Source organism: Mesorhizobium sp. M0174 (genome assembly GCF_040322275.1).
Lineage (GTDB): Bacteria > Pseudomonadota > Alphaproteobacteria > Rhizobiales > Rhizobiaceae > Mesorhizobium.
Map to the genome: position 1 here is coordinate 135,407 of NZ_JAMYTB010000007.1, position 17,894 is coordinate 153,300.

Here is a 17,894-nt window from a genome sequence, read left to right on the forward strand (position 1 = left end):
CACCACCCCGGCGTTTGGCTAGCGAAGATCGCGGCGCATGACAAGGGCGCCGGTCGGGCCGTGCTCCGGCGACTTGTAATAGTTGGCGCGCTTGCCGACCTCGCGGAAGCCCAGCCGCCGGTAGAGCGCGATCGCGGCGACGTTGGTCTCGTCGACCTCAAGGAAAAGCGCCTCGGCGCGCTGTGCGTGCAGTTCACGCAGCACCGCATCCATCAATTGCCAGCCGAGCCCCCGGCGCCGGTGCGAGCGTGCCACTGCGACCGTCAGGATCTCCCCCTCGCCGGCGGCCAGCCGCGCCAGGACGAAGCCCACCGGCGGCTTGGCGCCCTGTCCGGTCTCGCGCGCGGCATAGCCGAACACCGTGTCCTGCTCGAGCAGCGCGGCGAATTCGTCGTCGGTCCACGGCCGCGCGAAATCCTCGCGATGCAGCACCGACATGGCCGCGCTGTCGGCAACCGTCAGCGGCTCGATCGCATAGTCCCTGCGACGCGGCTGGAGGAATGGAATACGCATCAGTTTTTTTGCCTGGATAGAACAAAGCCGGCCTGCGGCTTGGCGTCGGCGCCCCGCAGATAAAGCGGTTTCGGCTTTTCGGCCTCGCCGTGTTTACCGGCACCTTGGGCCGCGGCCAGCCGCGCATAGACAGCGATGTCGGCGGTGGCCGCCGTCTCACCGAGATCGAAGCTGCGTCCGGCCGCCGCGGCAATTTGGGTTGCCGCCGTGCCCGCCAGAACCGGAGAGATGTCGATCGCCATGGCTGCGGCGTGCGAGAGCGTGGTCACAGCCGGACCATAGATCAGAACCGACCTCTCATCGTAAAGTGCCGCATGGATCTCCTCGCGGCCTGCATCGAGCGCTGCGATCACGGCGCGGCGGGGAAATATCGCTGCGGTCTCTGCCGCCAGTGCCTCCAGAGTCGTCACGCCGATCGCCGGGATTTTCAGCGCCAGCGCCAGGCCGCGCGCCGCCGAGACGCCGACACGCAGTCCGGTGAAGGAGCCCGGACCGGTTGAAACGGCAATGGCGCCGAGGCTGGCATAATCGCTTCCGGCCGCCTTCAACGCGCCTTCGATGACACCCATCAGATGCTCGGCATGACCCTTGCCGAGATCGAGCACCGAACGGCCGAGTTCTTTCCCGGCCGCCGCGTCGTAGACGCAGGCGGCGCAGAGATTGGCGGCACAGTCGATGGCAAGCAACTTCATGAAGCGGCCGGTTGAGACAGTTTCGAAAACAGCTTCCCTCTGCCCGCCAGAGCTGATCCCCGCAAGGGAATAATGGATAAATCGTCAGGCGACTTGGCTTCGGCGCGGGTCCAAGAATGTAAGTTCCAACGCACGCAATCGCCACAATAGGTATCGGAACTAGCCGACCTGCTCGATACGCAGCAGGTGATTGTCCCAGACATAGTCCGGCTCGGAACGTATCGAGCCACCGGCCTCGACGATTTCGCCGGCGCCGGTCGTCGCCATGAAGCTTTCCCCATCGGGTGCAACGCCGCAGACCTCGACCAGCGCCTTGCTGGCGACGATGCGGCCGCTGGCCGTGTCGATCACGGCAAGCGAATTCCCCTCAGGCGAAGACACGGCGATGGTGCCGGCGGCAGGGTTGGCCGCGACCGAGCCGATATAATTTCTGAAGGCCGAGAGCACGTCCTGCGGCATGTCGAGCAATTTCAAGTCCATGCCGCGCGGCGCGCGGCCGAGCAGTGGGGGACGATCGGTACCCGGCCCCCTGTATTGACAGCCGAACCAGACGGTGCCGGAGCGGTCGGCATCCATATGGCGGATCGACAGTTGGTGCAGCGCTGGCGGCAATTCGTGCTTTTCGGTGAGATCGCCGGTAAGGCGGTCGACCAGAACATAGGAAGGCTTCATCGTTGCGATGTTGAGCTCGGCGCGGCCATAATCCGGATGCGTCTCGATGCCGCCATTGGCCACAGCAATCGTCCTGCCGTCGGAAAGCAGCAAAAGCTCGTGCGGGCCTGTGCCGTAGGTCGGGAACTCGCCGATGCGCTTGAATTTCGCATGCGCGTCATAGACGCCGACGACGCCGTCGGCATTGTCGAAATCGTTCTCGGTTGCGTAGAGCAGCGTGCCATCGGCCGAAAACACGCCATGGCCGAAGAAATGCCGGCCGGCAACGCTGGCAATGGTGTGCGGTTCATCGCGGCCGGTATGGTCGAAGACGACAGCAAAGGTGCCCGGCTGCCTGGCAAACACCACCGAACGCTTAGACACCGGGTCGAAGGTAACGTCGTGGCCCCGATCGGGCAGATCGATCGTGTGCAACAACTTGCCGGCCTCGGACAGGACGGCCGCGCCATAGCTGCCGTCGCGCTTGACGAAAGCCGTGGCGAAGACCGCGTCGGCGTCGAGTGTATTTGCCCAGGCCGACGGCGCCATCGCCGCCACGAAACCAGCGCCCGCGGCCCTCAGGAAATCGCGCCGATCGATCAGCGGCGTCCTCATGATCAGTCGCCATCCAGTGACGAGAACCCGGCGGTCAGGCCGAATTCGGCGGTCAGCCTGGTGCCGATCAGGGTCGTCAGGCTGGATGTCACCAGTGCGAAGTAGTCGAGCTTCTGGCGCAACGTCGGATCGGCTAGTGCCTTGTCGATCGGACCCCTGATCGCCTTGGCGGCCTCGATCCCGTTGGTGAATTGGATGTGGACCGATTCCGCCATCCAGCGTGCATCAGGCGGCAGCGCATCGCCAAGCTGGGAGGCCTGGAACAGCGCATCCATGCCCGCCAGATTGCCGGTCAGCGAGCGTGCGGTGTTCTGCGAGCGCCAATAAATCGCCTGTTTCGGTTTGTCGGCCTCCGGCTTGGCGCCCAGGAAGCCTTTCAGGCGCACGTCGCGAACCATTTCCAACTCGTTGATGAAGACGCCGACCAGTTCGGTCACCGCTTCGGTTCCGTCGTGATAGAGCGCGTTCTGCGGACCGGGATGGGCCCAGAGCGCGGCAAAGCCGTTGGGCTTGTTCCAGGCCTCGCCGACCTCGGCGGCAATCGTCTCGACATTGCCGGCAATGGCTGCACCATAGGCGCAGCGATAGGCGTCGCCCTTGCCGGCCAATTGACCGGCGTCATCGCCGTAGAGCACGAACTCCAATGCGCCGAGCCCTTGCATGGCGACACTCTTTGTCGCCAGTTGGGCCGGATCGGCGGCCGCCGGATCCTTGCCGGCCAGTGCTGCCTGCACCTGCTTCAGGCCGATGCTCTTGCGGTCCGGCCAAAACAGCATGCGCTCAAGCCGGTTGTTTTCGGCGATCGGCCCGAAACGGATGATTTCCACCACCGACCAGGCATCCACGACGCCTGAGAATTCGGCGCGTGCCGCATCGAGAGTATCTTGCGAAGGCGCCTGGCAAAGCGCGTGCATGGTCTTGGCCAAGCTGTCCGCGTGGTCATGCAGCCTGGTATAGGCCGGGCGGACGAAGCCGTCGATCGCCCGCTGGATCACATCCGAAGCCTTCACCGCGGCGGATGCCGGCAGCGCATCGGCGAGGACCAGCATCAGCGCGAGTGCAAGACGCTTCCGCATCAGAGCGACTCCAGAAACTTCATCAGCGCGGCGCGTTCGGCCGCATTGGCAGCGGCAAAGCGGTCACGCGCCTTCTCGCCCTCGCCGCCATGCCACAGGATTGCCTCGGCCAGGCTGCGTGCGCGCCCGTCATGCAGGAAGAAGGTGTTGCCGCTGACGGTCTGGGTGAGCCCGATGCCCCACAGCGGCGGCGTGCGCCATTCGCTTCCCGTGGCCTCGCCCACCGCCTGTCCGTCGGCAAGGCCGGGTCCCATGTCATGCAGCAAGAAATCGGAATAAGGCCAGATCAGCTGGAAGGCGTGCGCTCTGTTCGGGGTTCCGCGACGGGTGACGAATTTCGGCGTATGGCAGGAGATGCAGCCCATATCGTAGAACAGTTTTTTGCCGGCGAGCACATCCGGTCTGTCGAGATCGTGCCGAGCCGGCACGGCAAGGTTTTGCGAATAGAAGGTGACGAGGTCCACGACCGGCGGCGGCGCTTCGACCGGACCGAGGCGCTCCTGTACACCGTTGGGTAGGGCAAGGCAGGTCTTTTCTGCGGCGCTGCAATCGCCCCAGTGCCTCGGCACCTCAGGCGTCGAAATGCCGATATCGCCGGCAAAAGCGTCCGCCGATTGCTGACGGATCGAAGCCGCCTGCGCCTTCCAGCCGAAACGGCCGAGCGTCAGTTCACCGCTGCTGCTGTCGCGTATTATGTTGGGCCTGCCGGAAATCCCGTCACCATCGCGGTCGGTCGCATCGGCATGCGCAAGGATGTCGGCAGGAGCGATCTGCTCCACCAGGCCAAGGCCGATCATCGGCGGTGTCATGCGCGGCGACAGCGTGGTGTGCGGATCGAGCGGCCCGTAGGCGAGACCCTCGACCGAATAGCTCGGCTTGCGCAGCGACACGACGCTGCCGTCCGCCAGTTTTACTTTCTGCTCCTGATAATCGACATGCATCCTGCCTTCGCCCTGCAGGCCGGGAACGGCTAGCTCCTGAAGTTGTGTGCCATAGACCGGGTCGGGAAAGTTGAGCACCTTGTGATCGGCGAGTGCGGCTTTCTCCTCCTCGGTACTGGCTTCCCTTGCCAGGCGCAGGAACATCGAGGTGGTGCCGCTGTCGCCTTCGGGCGGATGGCCGCGGCCGTCCTTCAGATGACAGTTTTGGCAGGCGCGCTCGTTGAACAGCGGACCGAGCCCATCCGAGGCTTGTGTCGAGGATGGCGACGACACCCAGTTCTTGCGGAAAATGGCATTGCCGAGCTTGAAGGTACCCTCTTCCTCGAAGCCGATGTTGGCGGAGGATTGCGAGAAGGCATCCTTGTTGACGTCCTTCTTCGAGGTGCCGGCGCCGCCCTGCATCAATTCGAATTGCTCGGGCTTGGAGAAATCGCTGGTCGGCCTGGTGATCGCGATGACGCGCGCCAGATCCTTCGGCGTCAGATCGGTGCGGCTGGTGGCAAGCCCCGCCGGTTGCGGCGCTCCGGCCAGCGCCGAGGCTGTGAGCGTCGCCACCACGGCAAGAAAAGGGCCGCGAAGGATCCCGTACCGCGGCTTCTTCTGAGGCGGCAGGCCGCAATCTTCGGCCGGCAAGCGGCGCAAGAAATCTAGGGGGCGCCGCATTCCGGCATGTCCTTATTCCGCCTCGTCGGCCGACGCTGCGTTGAGTTGGCCGTACTTTTCCTCGCCGATGGAGGCGAGCAGGTCGAGTTGCGTCTCGAGGAAGTCGATGTGACCTTCCTCGTCAGCCAGCAATTCCTCGAACAGCTTCATCGTCACGTAGTCGCCTGCTTCGTTGCAAACCTCGCGCGAACGCTTGTAGGCGGTGCGCGCGTCATATTCGCCGGCAAGATCGGATTCGAGCACTTCCTTGACATTCTGCCCGATACGCAGCGGCGCCACGGACTGCAGGTTCGGATGGCCCTCAAGGAAGATGATGCGCGCCACGAGCCGGTCGGCATGGTGCATTTCTTCGATCGATTCAGCGCGTTCCTTCTTCGCCAGCTTGGCGTATCCCCAGTCTTCCAGCAGCCGGAAATGCACCCAATATTGATTGACCGCTCCAAGTTCCAGAAACAGAGCCTCGTTAAGCCGCTCTATGATCTGCTGTTCGCCTTTCATGGATTCTGCTCCCGTATTGGACGCGCAGGCCTCTGACGCGATCCAGGTGTGAAACGATGTCCACGCCGCTCGCCGCCGAGCGGGCGTGATAATTTTCGGTGACCCGAATGATCGTTTCGACCACATTTGGGAAGCAGCCGCAACAGCGACCGCGCTTGTGCATGGCATGGTAGACCTTCGCCGGCACGATCAGCTGCCAGGGGTCCTCATCCAGCAGTCCGACGATCGTCTGCTCTATCTCCTTTTCGGTGATGATGTTGCAATGGCAGATCAGCATTTGTCGCTCTGGCTAACGGCGCTCATTGCGCCGCGTGGCTGTTGGTTTCGAAGTTTACTGGAACACCTTGTCCGGTGAATCGAGGCTGTCCGAGCCCTCGAAGGCGATGGCATTGAGCTTCAGGGTGCCGACGGCGCGTTCGATCGACTTGGTCTGATCGACCAGCGCGTCGATCGCCGCCTGCACGGTGGCGTTGCCGTCAGCGTTACCCTCGGCGATCTGCTGGTCATAGGCCTCGCCGGCAAGCGCCCGCGCCTTGATGGCCTCCATCTTGGCGATGGTGATATCCAGTTTAGCCGACAATTCCTTGTCGATCGCCGGATCGGCCGCCTTGACCATGTCGGCCACCGACGGCCCCTCGACGACAGTGCCGTCAAGCCGCGTGTAGCTGCCGTGATAGGCGGCACGGATGCCGATCGCATCGTAGAGATGGGAGTTGTAGGTGTTGTCGGAGAAGCAATCATGCTCCTCTTCCGGATCGTGCAGCAAAAGGCCGAGCTTCATCCGCTCGCCGGCGAGTTCGCCATAGGACAGCGAGCCCATCCCGGTGAAGATGGTCGAAATGGCGGCGTTCGGCTCGCCATCGACAAGGTTCTTGCGGGCGGCGCCGCCTTCCTTCCAGTAGTCGACCATATCCTTTAGATCGGAAACCAGAAGGTCGCTCGCCGATTTCAGGTATCGCGCCCGACGGTCGCAATTGCCGCCGGTGCAATTGGCGAGGTCGTAATCGGTGTAGGGCCGCTCGCCGGCGCCCGGACCGGTTCCGTGCAGGTCCTGACCCCAAACCAGGAATTCGATGGCGTGATAGCCGGTCGCCACATTGGCCTCGATACCGCCGGCCTCCTGCAGGGTGCCGGAGAGGAACTCCGGCGTCAGATTGGTGGCGTCGACCTTCTTGCCGTTGATCTCGATCGACTTATTGGCGATCACATTGGCGGTGTATAAAGCGTTGGCATCCGACTCGGTGCCGTAGCCCTTGGCGACATAGTCGATCAAGCCCTCGTCGAGCGGCCAGGAGTTCACCTTGCCTTCCCAGTCGTCGACGATGGCATTGCCGAAGCGATAGACCTCGGTCTGCTGATAGGGAACGCGCGATGCCTTCCAGGCCTCGCGGGCGGCGTTCAGCGTCTCGGCCGATGGCTTGGCGAGCAGCGCATCGACAGCCTTGTCGAGCGCCTCGGCCGTGATCAGCGAATCCTCGTATTTGGCGAGCGCGATGTCGGAATAGGTCTTGATGACCGCCTTGGCATCGGTTTGCGCCTTGGCCGGCAGCACGAACACAGCCGCCGTGAGCATCGCGGTGGCCCCGATCGCCGCAAGCCTGCCGCCATACCGTGCCCTGATCATCGTTCTCATGACTGTCTCTCCTCGGGAATCAATGAAATGCCGGCGCCGCGGCGGGCAGCTGCCAGCGGGCAAAGAAGGGTCGCGCCATCGCGCGGTTCGCGGAAGAAAGACACCGAAATGCCTCCAATCGAAAGGGTTCAAGGCCCAGACATCAAAGGGATGCGCTGACGCGCGAGCTTCCATAAAACGGCGAAGACACCGGATGTCAACTGGTGGCGTAGAAAAAATTCAATTGAAACAATAGTTTAGAATTATTCTAAACTAGAACTGTCAACTTTAACACCGATGTATAGGAATGCCGGCGCATGACGCGGTTGACAGGCGGCCGTTCCGGGTGCGACCCGGATCGGCGCTCTTGCGGCGGGACCAGACAATCGCCACCTGGCGTGACGTCCTAGATTTGGGTGAGGAATCGGGCTGTTATGAAGATCGGGGTCGTCATTGTCGGTGCGGGTCATGCGGGCGTGCAAGCGGCCGCCAGTCTGCGCGAAGAAGGCTATGACGGGCCGGTAATCCTGATCGGCGACGAAGACGAATTGCCCTACCACAAGCCGCCGCTGTCGAAGACCTTCATCAAGGATCAGCAAGCAAAGCCGCAACCGTTGCGCGGCGAGGCTTTTTATACCGGCAGCGCCATCGACTACCGGCCAGGCCTGCGGGTCGAGCGGATCGACGTCGCCGGCCGCCGGCTGGAGATATCAGGCGGCGTGCTGCCGTTCGACCGGCTGATCCTCGCCACCGGCGCGCGTCCGCGCCTGCTGCCGCTGCCGGGGTCGGAGCTTTCTGGCGTTGTGTCGCTGCGCTCGCTCAGTGATGCCCGCCTGATCCGCGAATTAAGCGCGCAAAGCGAGGAGGTCGTCATCCTCGGCGGCGGCTTCATCGGCCTTGAGATTGCCGCAACGCTCACCGCCGCCGGCCGCAAGGTCACGGTGGTCGAGGCGGTCGACCGGCTGCTCGGGCGCGCCGTCGCGCCGGTCATCGCCGGCCATGTGCGCCAGCGGCTGGAGGCGACCGGTGTGCGCATCCTTACCGGCACCACCATCGAACGGCTGGAGGGCGAGAACGGCCGTGTTTCGGCTGCAATCACCTCATCTGGCGAAGGATTGCCGGCGCAGATGGTCGTCATCGGCATTGGCGTCGTGCCGAATGTCGAATTGGCCGAAGCCGCCGGCATTGCCATCGCCAACGGCATCCGCGTCGACCAGCAGATGCGCACGTCGGTGCCGGAAATCCTCGCCATCGGCGACGCGGCGTCCTACCGGCACTGGTTCACAGGCGGCGACGTGCGGCTGGAATCGGTGCAGAACGCCACTGACCAGGCGCGGCTCGCCGCACGCACCATCGCCGGCCACACCGACAATTACTCGGCGGTGCCGTGGTTCTGGTCCGATATCGGCGACATGAAGCTGCAGATGGTCGGCCTGATTGCGGGCGGCGACAGCCATCTCGTGCTGGGCGACGTGGCCGAGAACAAATTCTCTATCTATCACTACGCCGAAAGCCGGCTGCTCGGCATCGAATCGGTCAACCGGCCCGGCGACCACATGCTTGGCCGCAAGATGCTCGGCGCCGGCTTTTCGCCGTCGCCGCAGATTGTCGCGACTGGGCCCGACGGGCTGAAGGCGGCGCTCGCCGCCTTCCAGGAAGAAGAGCCTGTCCGCGCTGCGGGATAAGATCAAACCCAATCACCCTGAATGACCTAGTCTAGTTCGACCGGGAGCTGACCTTCAAACATATAGCGAAGTAAAGGAAACAGCGGTATTTTGACCAATTGAAATCGTCGGGGGGTGCTCATGGCTCTATATGTCATTGGCGCAGGCATGGGTCGCACTGGCACATATTCGCTGAAGCTCGCGTTGGAGCATCTTGGGTTCGGGCCGTGTCATCACATGGCAGATGTCCACGCCAATCCCGAGCAGAAGACGCTGTGGCGCGCAGCCGGCCAGGGACAACTCCCGACCTGGGATGCGGCATATGCCGGCTATCTTTCGGCGGTCGATTGGCCAACGGCGCATTTTTGGCGCGAAGTGAGTGACCACTACCCTGATGCGAAGGTTATCCTGACAGTTCGTGACCCCGAAGCCTGGTATGACAGCATGGCGCAAACAATAGGGCTCACGATGGATGCTGCTACCAATGATCCACAGTCCTTTGGTGTGGCGGTGATTGGAAACACTGTCTTTGGCGGTCGATTTGATAACCGTGATCACGCAATCGCTGTCTATGAAGCACATAACGCTTCCGTGAAATCAACGCTGCCACCTGAACGCCTTCTTACTTATCAGGCCTCCGAAGGGTGGGAGCCGCTTTGTGCCTTTCTCGGTGTACAGTTGCCTTCCGAACCGTTTCCACGCACCAATTCGACTGCCGAATTTCGTGCTCGCATAGGGCGTTGAACGGCGGCTTGCCGCCTATCTCGGCCTTCGCCGCAGTTGAATCCCAGGCGATATCCTCGCCGCTTAGGCGGCGCGGGCGTCGCGGATCGAACTTTCCAGGATGTCGAGCGCCTCGTTCATGACGCCGTCCTGGATGGTGATCGGCGCGAGGAAGCGGATGACGTTGCCGTAGACGCCGCAGGTCAGCAGGATCAGACCCTTGTCGAGCGCCTTCAGCCGGACCGCATTGGCGAGTTCCGGCGACGGCAGGCCCTTCGTCACATCGTTGAACTCGACCGCGTTCATAAAGCCGGGGCCCCTGATATCGACGATCTCCGGCGCTTCGTCACGGATCGATTGCAGGCGCTGCTTCAGACGGTTGCCCAGCGTGTTGGCGCGGTCGCAGAGCTTCTCCTCGTCGATGACGTCAAGCACGGCATGCGCCGCGGCGACGCCGATCGGACTGCCGCCATAGGTGCCGCCGAGCCCGCCGGGATTCGGCGCATCCATGATCTCGGCACGTCCGGTGACCGCCGCCAGCGGAAAGCCGCCGGCAAGGCTCTTGGCCATGGTGGTGATGTCGGCCGCCACCTCGTGGTGGTCCATGGCGAACATCTTGCCGGTGCGGGCAAAGCCGGTCTGCACCTCGTCGGCGATCAGCAGCATGCCATGCTGGTCGCAGATCTTGCGCAATGCGGTCATGAAGTCGCGCGGCGCCTCGTAGAAGCCGCCCTCGCCCTGCACCGGCTCGACGATGATGGCGGCGACGCGGGCCGGATCGACATCGGCCTTGAACAGCCGGTCGAGCGCCGCCATCGAATCGGCGACCGAGACGCCGTGCAGCGCCACCGGGAACGGCGCATGGAAGACATCCGCCGGCATGGCGCCGAAGCCGACCTTGTAGGGCACGACCTTGCCGGTCAGTGCCATGCCCATGAAGGTGCGGCCGTGAAAGCCGCCGGAAAAAGCGATGACCGCCGGCCGGCCGGTGGCGTTACGGGCAATCTTGATAGCGTTCTCGACCGCCTCGGCGCCGGTGGTGACAAAAATCGTCTTCTTGTCGAACTTGCCGGGCAGCATGCCGTTCAGCCGTTCGGCCAGCCGGATATAGCTCTCGTAGGGCACGACCTGGTAGCAGGTATGGGTGAAGCGGTCGAGCTGCGCCTTGACCGCTTCGATGACCCTGGGGTGACGGTGGCCAGTGTTGACGACAGCGATACCGGACGAAAAATCGATATAGCGGCGGCCTTCGACGTCCCAGATTTCCGAGTTTTCGGCGCGATCGGCATAGATCTGAGTGGTCATGCCGACGCCGCGCGAAATCGACTGGTTCTTGCGTTCGGAAATGGCTGAATTTGTCATCGTATCCCTCACCGGACCGGCGCCCGCTCTCGTTTGATGGCTGTTGAGACTCTTTTGGGGTTATTTCAGGTTTTCCTCAAGTTGGCACCGTCGCCCGGCGATTGGGCCTGTCGATGCCGATGTCGGCAACCGAAGGCCCGTCGCTCATGCCGTCCTGACAAACCCCTCGCTCGCCCTCAGCAGATTGCGCGTGTAGTCCTTGGCGACGCGGCGCTCGACGAGGTCGCCGGCGCTGAGGTGCTCGACCGCCTCGCCGTTCTGCATCACCATCAGCCGCTCGCACATATGGGTGATGATGGCGAGGTCGTGGCTGACCATCAGGAAGGTCAGCTTGCGCCGCCGCCGGATCTCCTCCAGCAGGTTCAGCACCTCCGCCTGCACCGAAGCGTCGAGCGCCGAGGTCGGCTCATCGAGCAGCAGGATCGACGGTTCGAGGATCAGGGCACGGGCGATTGCCACGCGCTGGCGCTGGCCGCCGGACAATTGATGCGAATAGCGAAAACGGAAGCCGGTGCCCAGGCCGACCTCGTCCAACGCCCGCTGGATGCGCTTTTCGCCGTCAGCAAAGCCGTGAATGGCGAGCGGCTCCTGCAGCAAGCGGTCGACGGTCTGGCGCGGGTGCAGCGAGCCGTACGGGTCCTGGAAGACCATCTGCACCTCGCGGTAGAACGCCTTGTCGCGGCGCGCGCCGAGCTGTTTGCCGTTGACGGCGATGGTGCCCGAAGCGGCCGGCGCCAGGCCGGCGATTGCCCTGAGTAACGTCGACTTGCCGGAGCCGGACTCGCCGACCAGGCCGAAGGATTCACCGGACTCGACTTCAAGGCTGACGCCCTTCAGCGCGCGAAAACGGTCGAAGACCACCTCCAGCCGGTCGACGGAAAGGGCTGCCGTCATGCCGCCCACTCCGGCTTGCGGTCGAGCACCGGCAGCGGGTGACGGTCGGCGCCGATCTTGGGCATGCAGTTGAGCAGGCCGCGCGTATAGGGATGCTGGGCACGGCCGAGCTCCGAGGCTTTGAGCTGTTCGACCACCTTGCCGGCATACATGACGATGACACGATCGCAGAAAGATGAGACCAAGCGCAGGTCGTGCGAGATGAAGATCAGCCCCATGCCGCGCTCGCTGACCAGCCGGTCGAGGATGCCGAGCACGTCGAGCTGCACAGTGACGTCGAGTGCCGAGGTCGGCTCATCGGCGATCATCATCTCCGGCCCGGCGATCAGCATCATGGCGATCATGGCGCGCTGGCCCATGCCGCCGGAAACCTCGTGCGGATGCAGGTCGAAGACACGGGCCGGATCGCGGATCTGCACAGCCTCCAGCATGGCAAGCGCGCGGTCGCGGGCTTCGGCCTTGGAGACTTTCTCATGCGTGCGCAGTGTCTCGACGATCTGGCGGCCGATGCTCATCACCGGGTCGAGCGAATATTTCGGATCCTGCAGGATCATGGCGATACGCTTGCCGCGCAGTGCGCGGCGCTCGCGCGGCGAGGCGGCCAGCAGGTCGATGCCGTCGAAAGCAAGCGTCTTTGCGGTCACCTCGGCCTGCGGCGGGGTGACGCCCATGATGGCGCGGCCGGTCTGCGACTTGCCCGAACCGCTCTCCCCGACGATGCCGAGCCGTTCGCGGCCCAGCGAGAAGGAAACGCCGCGCACTGCCTCGATCAGGCCGGTGCGCGTCGGGAAGGTGACGCGCAGGTCGTCGACTTCGAGAAGCGTGCTCATTGGTCACCGCTTCGCGGATCGAGCGCGTCGCGCAGGCCGTCGCCGAGCAGGTTGAAGCCGAGGCTGACGATGAGGATGGCAAAGCCCGGCGCGCCCGCCACCCACCACTGGTCGAGCACGAAGCGTCGGCCCGACGCGATCATCGCGCCCCATTCCGGCAGCGGCGGCTGCGCGCCGAGGCCGAGGAAGCCGAGGCCGGCGGCGGTCAGGATGATGCCGGCCATGTCGAGCGTCACCCTGATGATCAGCGAGGAGATGCAGAGCGGCATGATGTGGCGAAGCACGATGCGAAACGGCGAAGCGCCCATCAGTTGCACCGCCTTGATATAATCGGAATTGCGCACCGTCAGCGTTTCGGCGCGGGCAATGCGGGCATAGGGCGGCCACGAGGTGATGGCGATGGCGAGCACCGCGTTTTCGATGCCGGGGCCGAGCGCGGCGACAAAGGCCAGCGCCAGGATCAGCTTCGGAAAGGCGAGAAAGATGTCGGTGATGCGCATCAGGATCGCATCGGTCCAGCCGCCGGTATAGCCGGCAACGGTGCCGACCAGCAAGCCGATGGGCGCGGCGATGATGGCGACCAGAATGACGACATAGAGTGTCCAACGCGAACCGAAGATGATGCGCGAATAGATATCGCGGCCGAGATCGTCGGTGCCGAACCAGTGCGCGGCACTTGGCGCCAGCAGCCGCGAGCCCTTGAGGTCGCCGAATGTCGGCGAATAGGGCGCCAGCACATCGGCGAAGGCCGCGACCACCAGCAGGGCGATGATGATGAGCAGGCCGACAAAGGCCAGCCGGTTGGCGGAAAAGCGCCGCCAGGCTACATAGGCGCGGCCGAGCCTTGCCTGCACGCGCGACGCCGGCCGCTCGCTGAGCAGCCAATCACGGCGGGTTTGAATCGCTTCTGCGCTCATCCTGCCTTGGTCCTCATCCTGCCTTGGTCCTTGGGTCGAGCAGCCGGTAGAGCAGGTCGGACAAAAGATTGATGCCGATGAAGACCGAGCCGATGATGATCGTGCCCCCAAGCACGGCATTCATGTCGGCGTTCTGCAGCGAGTTGGTGATGTAGAGGCCGATGCCCGGCCACGAAAACACCGTCTCGGTCAGCACCGAGCCTTCGAGCAGCCCGGCATAGGACAGAGCGATCACCGTAACCATCGGCACCGCGGCGTTGCGCAGCGCGTGACCCCAGATGATGCGCGTTTCCGACAGGCCCTTGGCGCGCGCCGCCACGATGTATTCCTGGGTGAGTTCGTTCAGCATGAAGGAGCGCGTCATGCGGCTGATGTAGGCGAGCGAGAAATAGCCGAGCAGCGAGGCAGGCAGGATGATGTGGCGGAAGGCATCGGCAAATACGTCCCACTGCCGCTGCCAGAGTGCATCCAGCAGGTAAAAGCCGGTAATCGGCGTGAAGGTGTATTCGTAGACGATATCGAGGCGGCCGGGAAAGGCGACCCATTGCAGCTTGGCGTAGAACAGCACCAGCGCCAGCAGCCCCAGCCAGAAGATCGGCACGGAATAGCCGACAAGACCGATGATGCGCACGATCTGGTCGATGATGCTGCCGCGCCGCACGGCCGCCAGCACACCAAGCGGCACGCCGATCACCGAACCGATCAGCGTCCCTAGTGTTGCCAGTTCGAGCGTCGCCGGAAAGGCGCGGCGGATGTCCGTCATCACCGGATTAGTGGTCAGCACCGAGGTGCCGAAATCACCATTCAAGGCATGTTTGACATAGATGTAGAACTGCTCGACCAGCGGCAGGTCGAGACCCATCTCGCGGCGCGTTCGTTCGACGACATTGGTCGGCGCCCGGTCGCCGAGCACCGCCAGCACCGGGTCGATCGGGATCACCCGGCCGATGAAGAAGGTCACCGCGAGCAGACCGAGATAAGTCGTTATGGCGATGACCAGGAACCGGGCGATCGATGAGGCAGCGGCAACGGCGCGAGCGCTGCCGCGCCCCGCCGTCGTTTCCCTTTCAGCCAAGCTCATGCGGCGCGTCCGCCGACATCACTCCTTCGAAACCGGGCCGACGAAGTTGGTGTCGAAGCTCGGACCGAGCGCAAAGCCCTTGAGGTTCTTGCGCAGGCCAGCCACTTCCAGCTGCTGGTGGATGATGACGAAAGGACTGGTATCGAGGATCTTCCTCTGAAGATCCTCGTACATTGCGGCGCGCTTGGCCGAATCCTTCTCGAGCAGGGCCGCCTCTGTCTGCTTGGTCAAGTCCGGAATGTCCCAAGCATTGCGCCAGGCCAGGGTCTTGGTCTTGGCTTCATCCGAATTGTCCGGGTTGCTGGCAAAGGTCTGGGCATTGGAGTTCGGATCGAAATAGTCCTGGCCCCACTGGCCGATATAGATGTCGTGGTTGCGGGCGCGGTATTTGGTCAGCGTCTGCTTGCCGTCGCCGGGGATGATCTCCAGCTTGATGCCGGCCTGTCCCAGCGTCTGCTGGATCGATTCCGCCATGCCGGTGGTCGGTTGGCCGGTGCGCACGTCCATGGTGACGTTGAAGCCGTCGGCGAGACCCGCCTTGGCAAGCAGGTCCTTGGCCTTGGCGACATCGAGCTTGAACGGGTTTTCGTCGAGAGCACCAAGGTCGCCCTTGGGCAGGAAGGTCTGGTGGATCTCGCCGATGCCCTTGAGGATGGTTGAGCTCAACGCGTCGTAGTCGACCAGATATTTGAAAGCCTGGCGGACCTCGGGCTTGGCGAGGTTCGGGTTCTTCTGGTTGAGGCTGATGTAAAAAACCGTGCCTTTCGGCGCGCTGGTGGTGGTGAGATCGGCGTTCTTGGCGATGGCGTCGAGATCGTTTGGCTCGAGATTGCGGGCGACGTCGATATCACCGGTTTCCAGCGCCAGGCGCTGGCCCGAGCTTTCCTTCATGTTGCGATAGATGACGCGGGCAAGCTTGGCCTTCTCGCCGTAGTAATTGTCGTTGCGCTCAAGGACGACAACTTCGTTGGCGCGCCATTCGCGCAGCTTGAAGGCACCGGAGCCGGCATAGCCGGTCTTCAGCCAGGCATTGCCGAAATCATTGTCCCATTTGTAGTCGGCGCTCGGCGTGACCGCCGCGAGATGCTCCTTGACCAGCTTGGCGTCGACGACCGAGGCGACCGTCGCCGACAGGCAGTTCAGCACGAAGCTCGGCGCATAGGCCTTGTCGACGGTGAACTGGAACGTCGTGTCATCAACAGCCTTGGCCTTCTCGGTGACGTTGCCGCCGTCGATGCCGAACTGGCCGATGATGAAGGCCGGGCTCTTGTCGAGCTTGATGGCGCGCTCGAACGAATAGGCGACGTCCGCCGCTGTGATCGGATTGCCGGAGGCGAATTTGAGGCCGGGCTTGAGCTTGAACGTGTAGGTCAGGCCGTCGTCGGAGACGCTCCAGCTTTCGGCGAGATCGCCTTTGACCTTCGAGGTGTCGCTGAGGTCGAGGCGCACCAGGAGATCGTAGGTGTTGCCGGTGACTTCAGCGGTAGACAGTTCGAATGCCTCGCCTGGATCCATGGAGATGATGTCGTCGATGGCGAAACCCTCGACCAGCGTGTCGGCGGGCGTGACCGCGAAGGCAGGCGCACCGGCCAGAAGCAGCGCGGACATGGCGGCGCCCGCGAGCAAGAAGCGGGTGCGTAGAGCAAACTTTTCCATCATCATTTCAACTGTTCCCTGTTTTTGTTGACCTGAGTTCCCGGCTCAGGGTTGTGGCATTTCTTGCCGCGTCGAACGGTGATCCCCGGACCGTCGTATTGGCAATTTTTGTGCGGTTCCAGCTCACCATATCCGGCGGTTTCGAGCGCGGCAACGAGCATTTGCAGAACGGTCGATTGGGCCAGACCGGCGGTGCGAAAATCCGGCTATTTCAGCGCGGTAACCAGGTCGGGGTCGGGAAAGCAGGTAGCGGAACGGCCGTTGCTGGCCTGCCATTTGCCGATCGAGCGGCGCGTCTTGAAGCCAGGCAGGCCGTCGGCGCTGCCGACATCGTAGCCCTTGGCTTCCAGCGCCCGCTGCAGGGCGGCGATGTCGGAGCGGTAGAGCCCGCCGACCGCGCCCCAATTGCCCGAGAAATTGCTGTCGCCATGGGCGATGCGATCGGCGCCATGGCCGATGAACAGGGCATAGAGATCGCTGGTGTTATACTGCTTCAGCACGTAGAAATTGGGGGTCACGATGAAGGCCGGGCCGCTACGCCCGGCCGGCATCAAAAGAAAGCCCTCGGCTTTCAGTTCGCTCGCCGGGAACGGTTTACCCGACACACGCCTGATGCCCATATCAGCCCATTGGGAAATCTTCCTGCCCTGGTCCGGACCTTCGAGCGAGCACGAGACGCTTTCCGGCACCATCACCTCGAAGCCCCAGCCGCGGCCCCTGACCCAGCCATAATGTACGAGATAATTGGCGATCGATTCCAGTATGTCGGGCGTCGAATTCCAGATGTCGGTGCGGCCGTCGCCGTCAAAATCGACGGCATGCTTGAGGAACGACGTCGGCATGAACTGCGGCTGGCCGAGCGCGCCGGCCCAGGACGATTTCATCGCACCGACCGGGGCAAGCCCGCGCTCGACGATCTCCAGCGCCGCCAAGAGCTCGGTGCGGAAGAATTCCTTCTTGGTCGACATGAACGCCTTGGTGCCCAGCACCTCGAAGGCGTCATAAGGCAGCTTCGCTGCGCCGAAGCCGCTCTCGCGACCCCAGATCGCCAGCAGCACTTCGCCAGGCACGCCGTAGCGTTTCTCGATCGCTGCAAGGGTCCTAGCGTTGGCCGCCTCGCGGGTGCGGCCGCCGGCGGTCACCGCACGGACGATCTTTTCGGCGAAATAGGCGCCTGGCGAACCGAACTCGGCCTGATGCTGCTTCCGCGGCGTCGTCGCCCTCTCGCCCGGCTTTACCAGGTCGGGCAGTTTGAGGTTCGGCTTGACGCCGTCGAAGGCGGCATCGAAGGTTTTCCTGGAAATGCCTTTGGCGCTGGCTTCGGGCCAGAGGTCGTTGCCAAGCCACGCGCGGAACTGGTCGTCGATCTTTGCCGCGGAGGCGGGGGTGGCGAGGAGGAAGCTGATGATGGCTGCTAGAAGAAATGCAAAGCTGAGCATGCAAAGGTCGCGTTCCTTCGCGCCCCCCTCTGTCCTGCCGGACATCTCCCCCTCAAGGGGGGAGATT

17 protein-coding genes are annotated in these 17,894 nt (G+C 63.3%); 2 read left to right on the top strand and 15 right to left on the bottom strand.

Annotated features, from left to right (window positions below; genetic code table 11):
• Positions 1–18: 18 nt before the first annotated feature.
• The 8 genes from rimI to NKJ13_RS16670 form a co-directional block, all read right to left on the bottom strand.
• The gene (gene rimI / locus NKJ13_RS16635; protein ID WP_254816257.1) at positions 19–513 is read right to left on the bottom strand and encodes a ribosomal protein S18-alanine N-acetyltransferase; all 495 of its coding nucleotides are present in this window, start codon (positions 511–513) and stop codon (positions 19–21) included.
• Positions 513–1,205 carry a tRNA (adenosine(37)-N6)-threonylcarbamoyltransferase complex dimerization subunit type 1 TsaB gene (gene tsaB / locus NKJ13_RS16640; protein ID WP_352777896.1) on the bottom strand — a complete coding sequence of 231 codons (693 nt, stop codon included), beginning with the start codon at positions 1,203–1,205 and terminating at the stop codon, positions 513–515. Before tsaB ends, rimI begins: the two co-directional genes overlap by 1 nt.
• 159 nt (positions 1,206–1,364) lie before the next feature.
• Positions 1,365–2,471, bottom strand: coding sequence for a DUF1513 domain-containing protein (locus tag NKJ13_RS16645; RefSeq protein WP_352506133.1), 1,107 nt, complete (start codon positions 2,469–2,471; stop codon positions 1,365–1,367).
• A 2-nt stretch (positions 2,472–2,473) separates the two neighbouring features.
• Positions 2,474–3,547 carry an imelysin family protein gene (locus NKJ13_RS16650; protein WP_352644427.1) on the bottom strand — a complete coding sequence of 358 codons (1,074 nt, stop codon included), beginning with the start codon at positions 3,545–3,547 and terminating at the stop codon, positions 2,474–2,476.
• The gene (locus NKJ13_RS16655; RefSeq protein ID WP_352506131.1) at positions 3,547–5,151 is read right to left on the bottom strand and encodes a di-heme oxidoreductase family protein; all 1,605 of its coding nucleotides are present in this window, start codon (positions 5,149–5,151) and stop codon (positions 3,547–3,549) included. Before NKJ13_RS16655 ends, NKJ13_RS16650 begins: the two co-directional genes overlap by 1 nt.
• Before the next feature lie 12 nt (positions 5,152–5,163).
• Positions 5,164–5,649, bottom strand: a complete 486-nt coding sequence (gene bfr, locus NKJ13_RS16660) for a bacterioferritin (RefSeq protein ID WP_023676883.1) — start codon at positions 5,647–5,649, stop codon at positions 5,164–5,166.
• Positions 5,615–5,926, bottom strand: a complete 312-nt coding sequence (locus tag NKJ13_RS16665; RefSeq protein WP_352506130.1) for a (2Fe-2S)-binding protein — start codon at positions 5,924–5,926, stop codon at positions 5,615–5,617. Before NKJ13_RS16665 ends, bfr begins: the two co-directional genes overlap by 35 nt.
• Positions 5,927–5,980: 54 nt before the next feature.
• Complete coding sequence (locus NKJ13_RS16670) at positions 5,981–7,273, bottom strand: imelysin family protein (RefSeq protein ID WP_352777919.1); 1,293 nt, start codon at positions 7,271–7,273, stop codon at positions 5,981–5,983.
• A gap of 422 nt (positions 7,274–7,695) precedes the next feature.
• Between NKJ13_RS16670 and NKJ13_RS16675 the strand changes: the two genes are divergently transcribed.
• Complete coding sequence (locus NKJ13_RS16675; protein WP_352777898.1) at positions 7,696–8,946, top strand: NAD(P)/FAD-dependent oxidoreductase; 1,251 nt, start codon at positions 7,696–7,698, stop codon at positions 8,944–8,946.
• A 120-nt stretch (positions 8,947–9,066) separates the two neighbouring features.
• Complete coding sequence (locus NKJ13_RS16680; protein ID WP_352644430.1) at positions 9,067–9,669, top strand: sulfotransferase family protein; 603 nt, start codon at positions 9,067–9,069, stop codon at positions 9,667–9,669.
• 63 nt (positions 9,670–9,732) lie between these two features.
• On the opposite strand, the gene NKJ13_RS16685 is transcribed toward NKJ13_RS16680, so the two are convergent.
• The 7 genes from NKJ13_RS16685 to NKJ13_RS16715 form a co-directional block, all read right to left on the bottom strand.
• The gene (locus NKJ13_RS16685; RefSeq protein WP_352740320.1) at positions 9,733–11,010 is read right to left on the bottom strand and encodes a 4-aminobutyrate--2-oxoglutarate transaminase; all 1,278 of its coding nucleotides are present in this window, start codon (positions 11,008–11,010) and stop codon (positions 9,733–9,735) included.
• A gap of 144 nt (positions 11,011–11,154) precedes the next feature.
• The gene (locus NKJ13_RS16690; protein ID WP_352702353.1) at positions 11,155–11,904 is read right to left on the bottom strand and encodes an ABC transporter ATP-binding protein; all 750 of its coding nucleotides are present in this window, start codon (positions 11,902–11,904) and stop codon (positions 11,155–11,157) included.
• Positions 11,901–12,734 (bottom strand): ABC transporter ATP-binding protein, encoded by an 834-nt coding sequence (locus tag NKJ13_RS16695; RefSeq protein WP_254816190.1) that lies wholly within the window; start codon positions 12,732–12,734, stop codon positions 11,901–11,903. The genes NKJ13_RS16690 and NKJ13_RS16695 overlap by 4 nt, the downstream gene beginning before the upstream one ends.
• Positions 12,731–13,651, bottom strand: a complete 921-nt coding sequence (gene nikC / locus NKJ13_RS16700; RefSeq protein WP_352740318.1) for a nickel transporter permease — start codon at positions 13,649–13,651, stop codon at positions 12,731–12,733. Before nikC ends, NKJ13_RS16695 begins: the two co-directional genes overlap by 4 nt.
• A gap of 13 nt (positions 13,652–13,664) precedes the next feature.
• Positions 13,665–14,732 (bottom strand): ABC transporter permease, encoded by a 1,068-nt coding sequence (locus NKJ13_RS16705; RefSeq protein WP_254816192.1) that lies wholly within the window; start codon positions 14,730–14,732, stop codon positions 13,665–13,667.
• 18 nt (positions 14,733–14,750) lie between these two features.
• The gene (locus NKJ13_RS16710) at positions 14,751–16,394 is read right to left on the bottom strand and encodes an ABC transporter substrate-binding protein (protein WP_352740317.1); all 1,644 of its coding nucleotides are present in this window, start codon (positions 16,392–16,394) and stop codon (positions 14,751–14,753) included.
• 200 nt (positions 16,395–16,594) lie between these two features.
• Positions 16,595–17,827, bottom strand: a complete 1,233-nt coding sequence (locus NKJ13_RS16715) for a lytic murein transglycosylase (RefSeq protein WP_352740316.1) — start codon at positions 17,825–17,827, stop codon at positions 16,595–16,597.
• Positions 17,828–17,894 lie beyond the last annotated feature (67 nt).

What these genes read in the sequence shown, in the direction of transcription:
- rimI (WP_254816257.1), bottom strand. Translation starts at nt 513, where the DNA reads ATGCGTATTCCATTCCTCCAGCCGCGTCGCAGGGACTATGCGATCGAG.
- tsaB (WP_352777896.1), bottom strand. Translation starts at nt 1,205, where the DNA reads ATGAAGTTGCTTGCCATCGACTGTGCCGCCAATCTCTGCGCCGCCTGC.
- NKJ13_RS16645 (WP_352506133.1), bottom strand. Translation starts at nt 2,471, where the DNA reads ATGAGGACGCCGCTGATCGATCGGCGCGATTTCCTGAGGGCCGCGGGC.
- NKJ13_RS16650 (WP_352644427.1), bottom strand. Translation starts at nt 3,547, where the DNA reads ATGCGGAAGCGTCTTGCACTCGCGCTGATGCTGGTCCTCGCCGATGCG.
- NKJ13_RS16655 (WP_352506131.1), bottom strand. Translation starts at nt 5,151, where the DNA reads ATGCGGCGCCCCCTAGATTTCTTGCGCCGCTTGCCGGCCGAAGATTGC.
- bfr (WP_023676883.1), bottom strand. Translation starts at nt 5,649, where the DNA reads ATGAAAGGCGAACAGCAGATCATAGAGCGGCTTAACGAGGCTCTGTTT.
- NKJ13_RS16665 (WP_352506130.1), bottom strand. Translation starts at nt 5,926, where the DNA reads ATGCTGATCTGCCATTGCAACATCATCACCGAAAAGGAGATAGAGCAG.
- NKJ13_RS16670 (WP_352777919.1), bottom strand. Translation starts at nt 7,273, where the DNA reads ATGATCAGGGCACGGTATGGCGGCAGGCTTGCGGCGATCGGGGCCACC.
- NKJ13_RS16675 (WP_352777898.1), top strand. Translation starts at nt 7,696, where the DNA reads ATGAAGATCGGGGTCGTCATTGTCGGTGCGGGTCATGCGGGCGTGCAA.
- NKJ13_RS16680 (WP_352644430.1), top strand. Translation starts at nt 9,067, where the DNA reads ATGGCTCTATATGTCATTGGCGCAGGCATGGGTCGCACTGGCACATAT.
- NKJ13_RS16685 (WP_352740320.1), bottom strand. Translation starts at nt 11,010, where the DNA reads ATGACAAATTCAGCCATTTCCGAACGCAAGAACCAGTCGATTTCGCGC.
- NKJ13_RS16690 (WP_352702353.1), bottom strand. Translation starts at nt 11,904, where the DNA reads ATGACGGCAGCCCTTTCCGTCGACCGGCTGGAGGTGGTCTTCGACCGT.
- NKJ13_RS16695 (WP_254816190.1), bottom strand. Translation starts at nt 12,734, where the DNA reads ATGAGCACGCTTCTCGAAGTCGACGACCTGCGCGTCACCTTCCCGACG.
- nikC (WP_352740318.1), bottom strand. Translation starts at nt 13,651, where the DNA reads ATGAGCGCAGAAGCGATTCAAACCCGCCGTGATTGGCTGCTCAGCGAG.
- NKJ13_RS16705 (WP_254816192.1), bottom strand. Translation starts at nt 14,732, where the DNA reads ATGAGCTTGGCTGAAAGGGAAACGACGGCGGGGCGCGGCAGCGCTCGC.
- NKJ13_RS16710 (WP_352740317.1), bottom strand. Translation starts at nt 16,394, where the DNA reads ATGATGATGGAAAAGTTTGCTCTACGCACCCGCTTCTTGCTCGCGGGC.
- NKJ13_RS16715 (WP_352740316.1), bottom strand. Translation starts at nt 17,827, where the DNA reads ATGCTCAGCTTTGCATTTCTTCTAGCAGCCATCATCAGCTTCCTCCTC.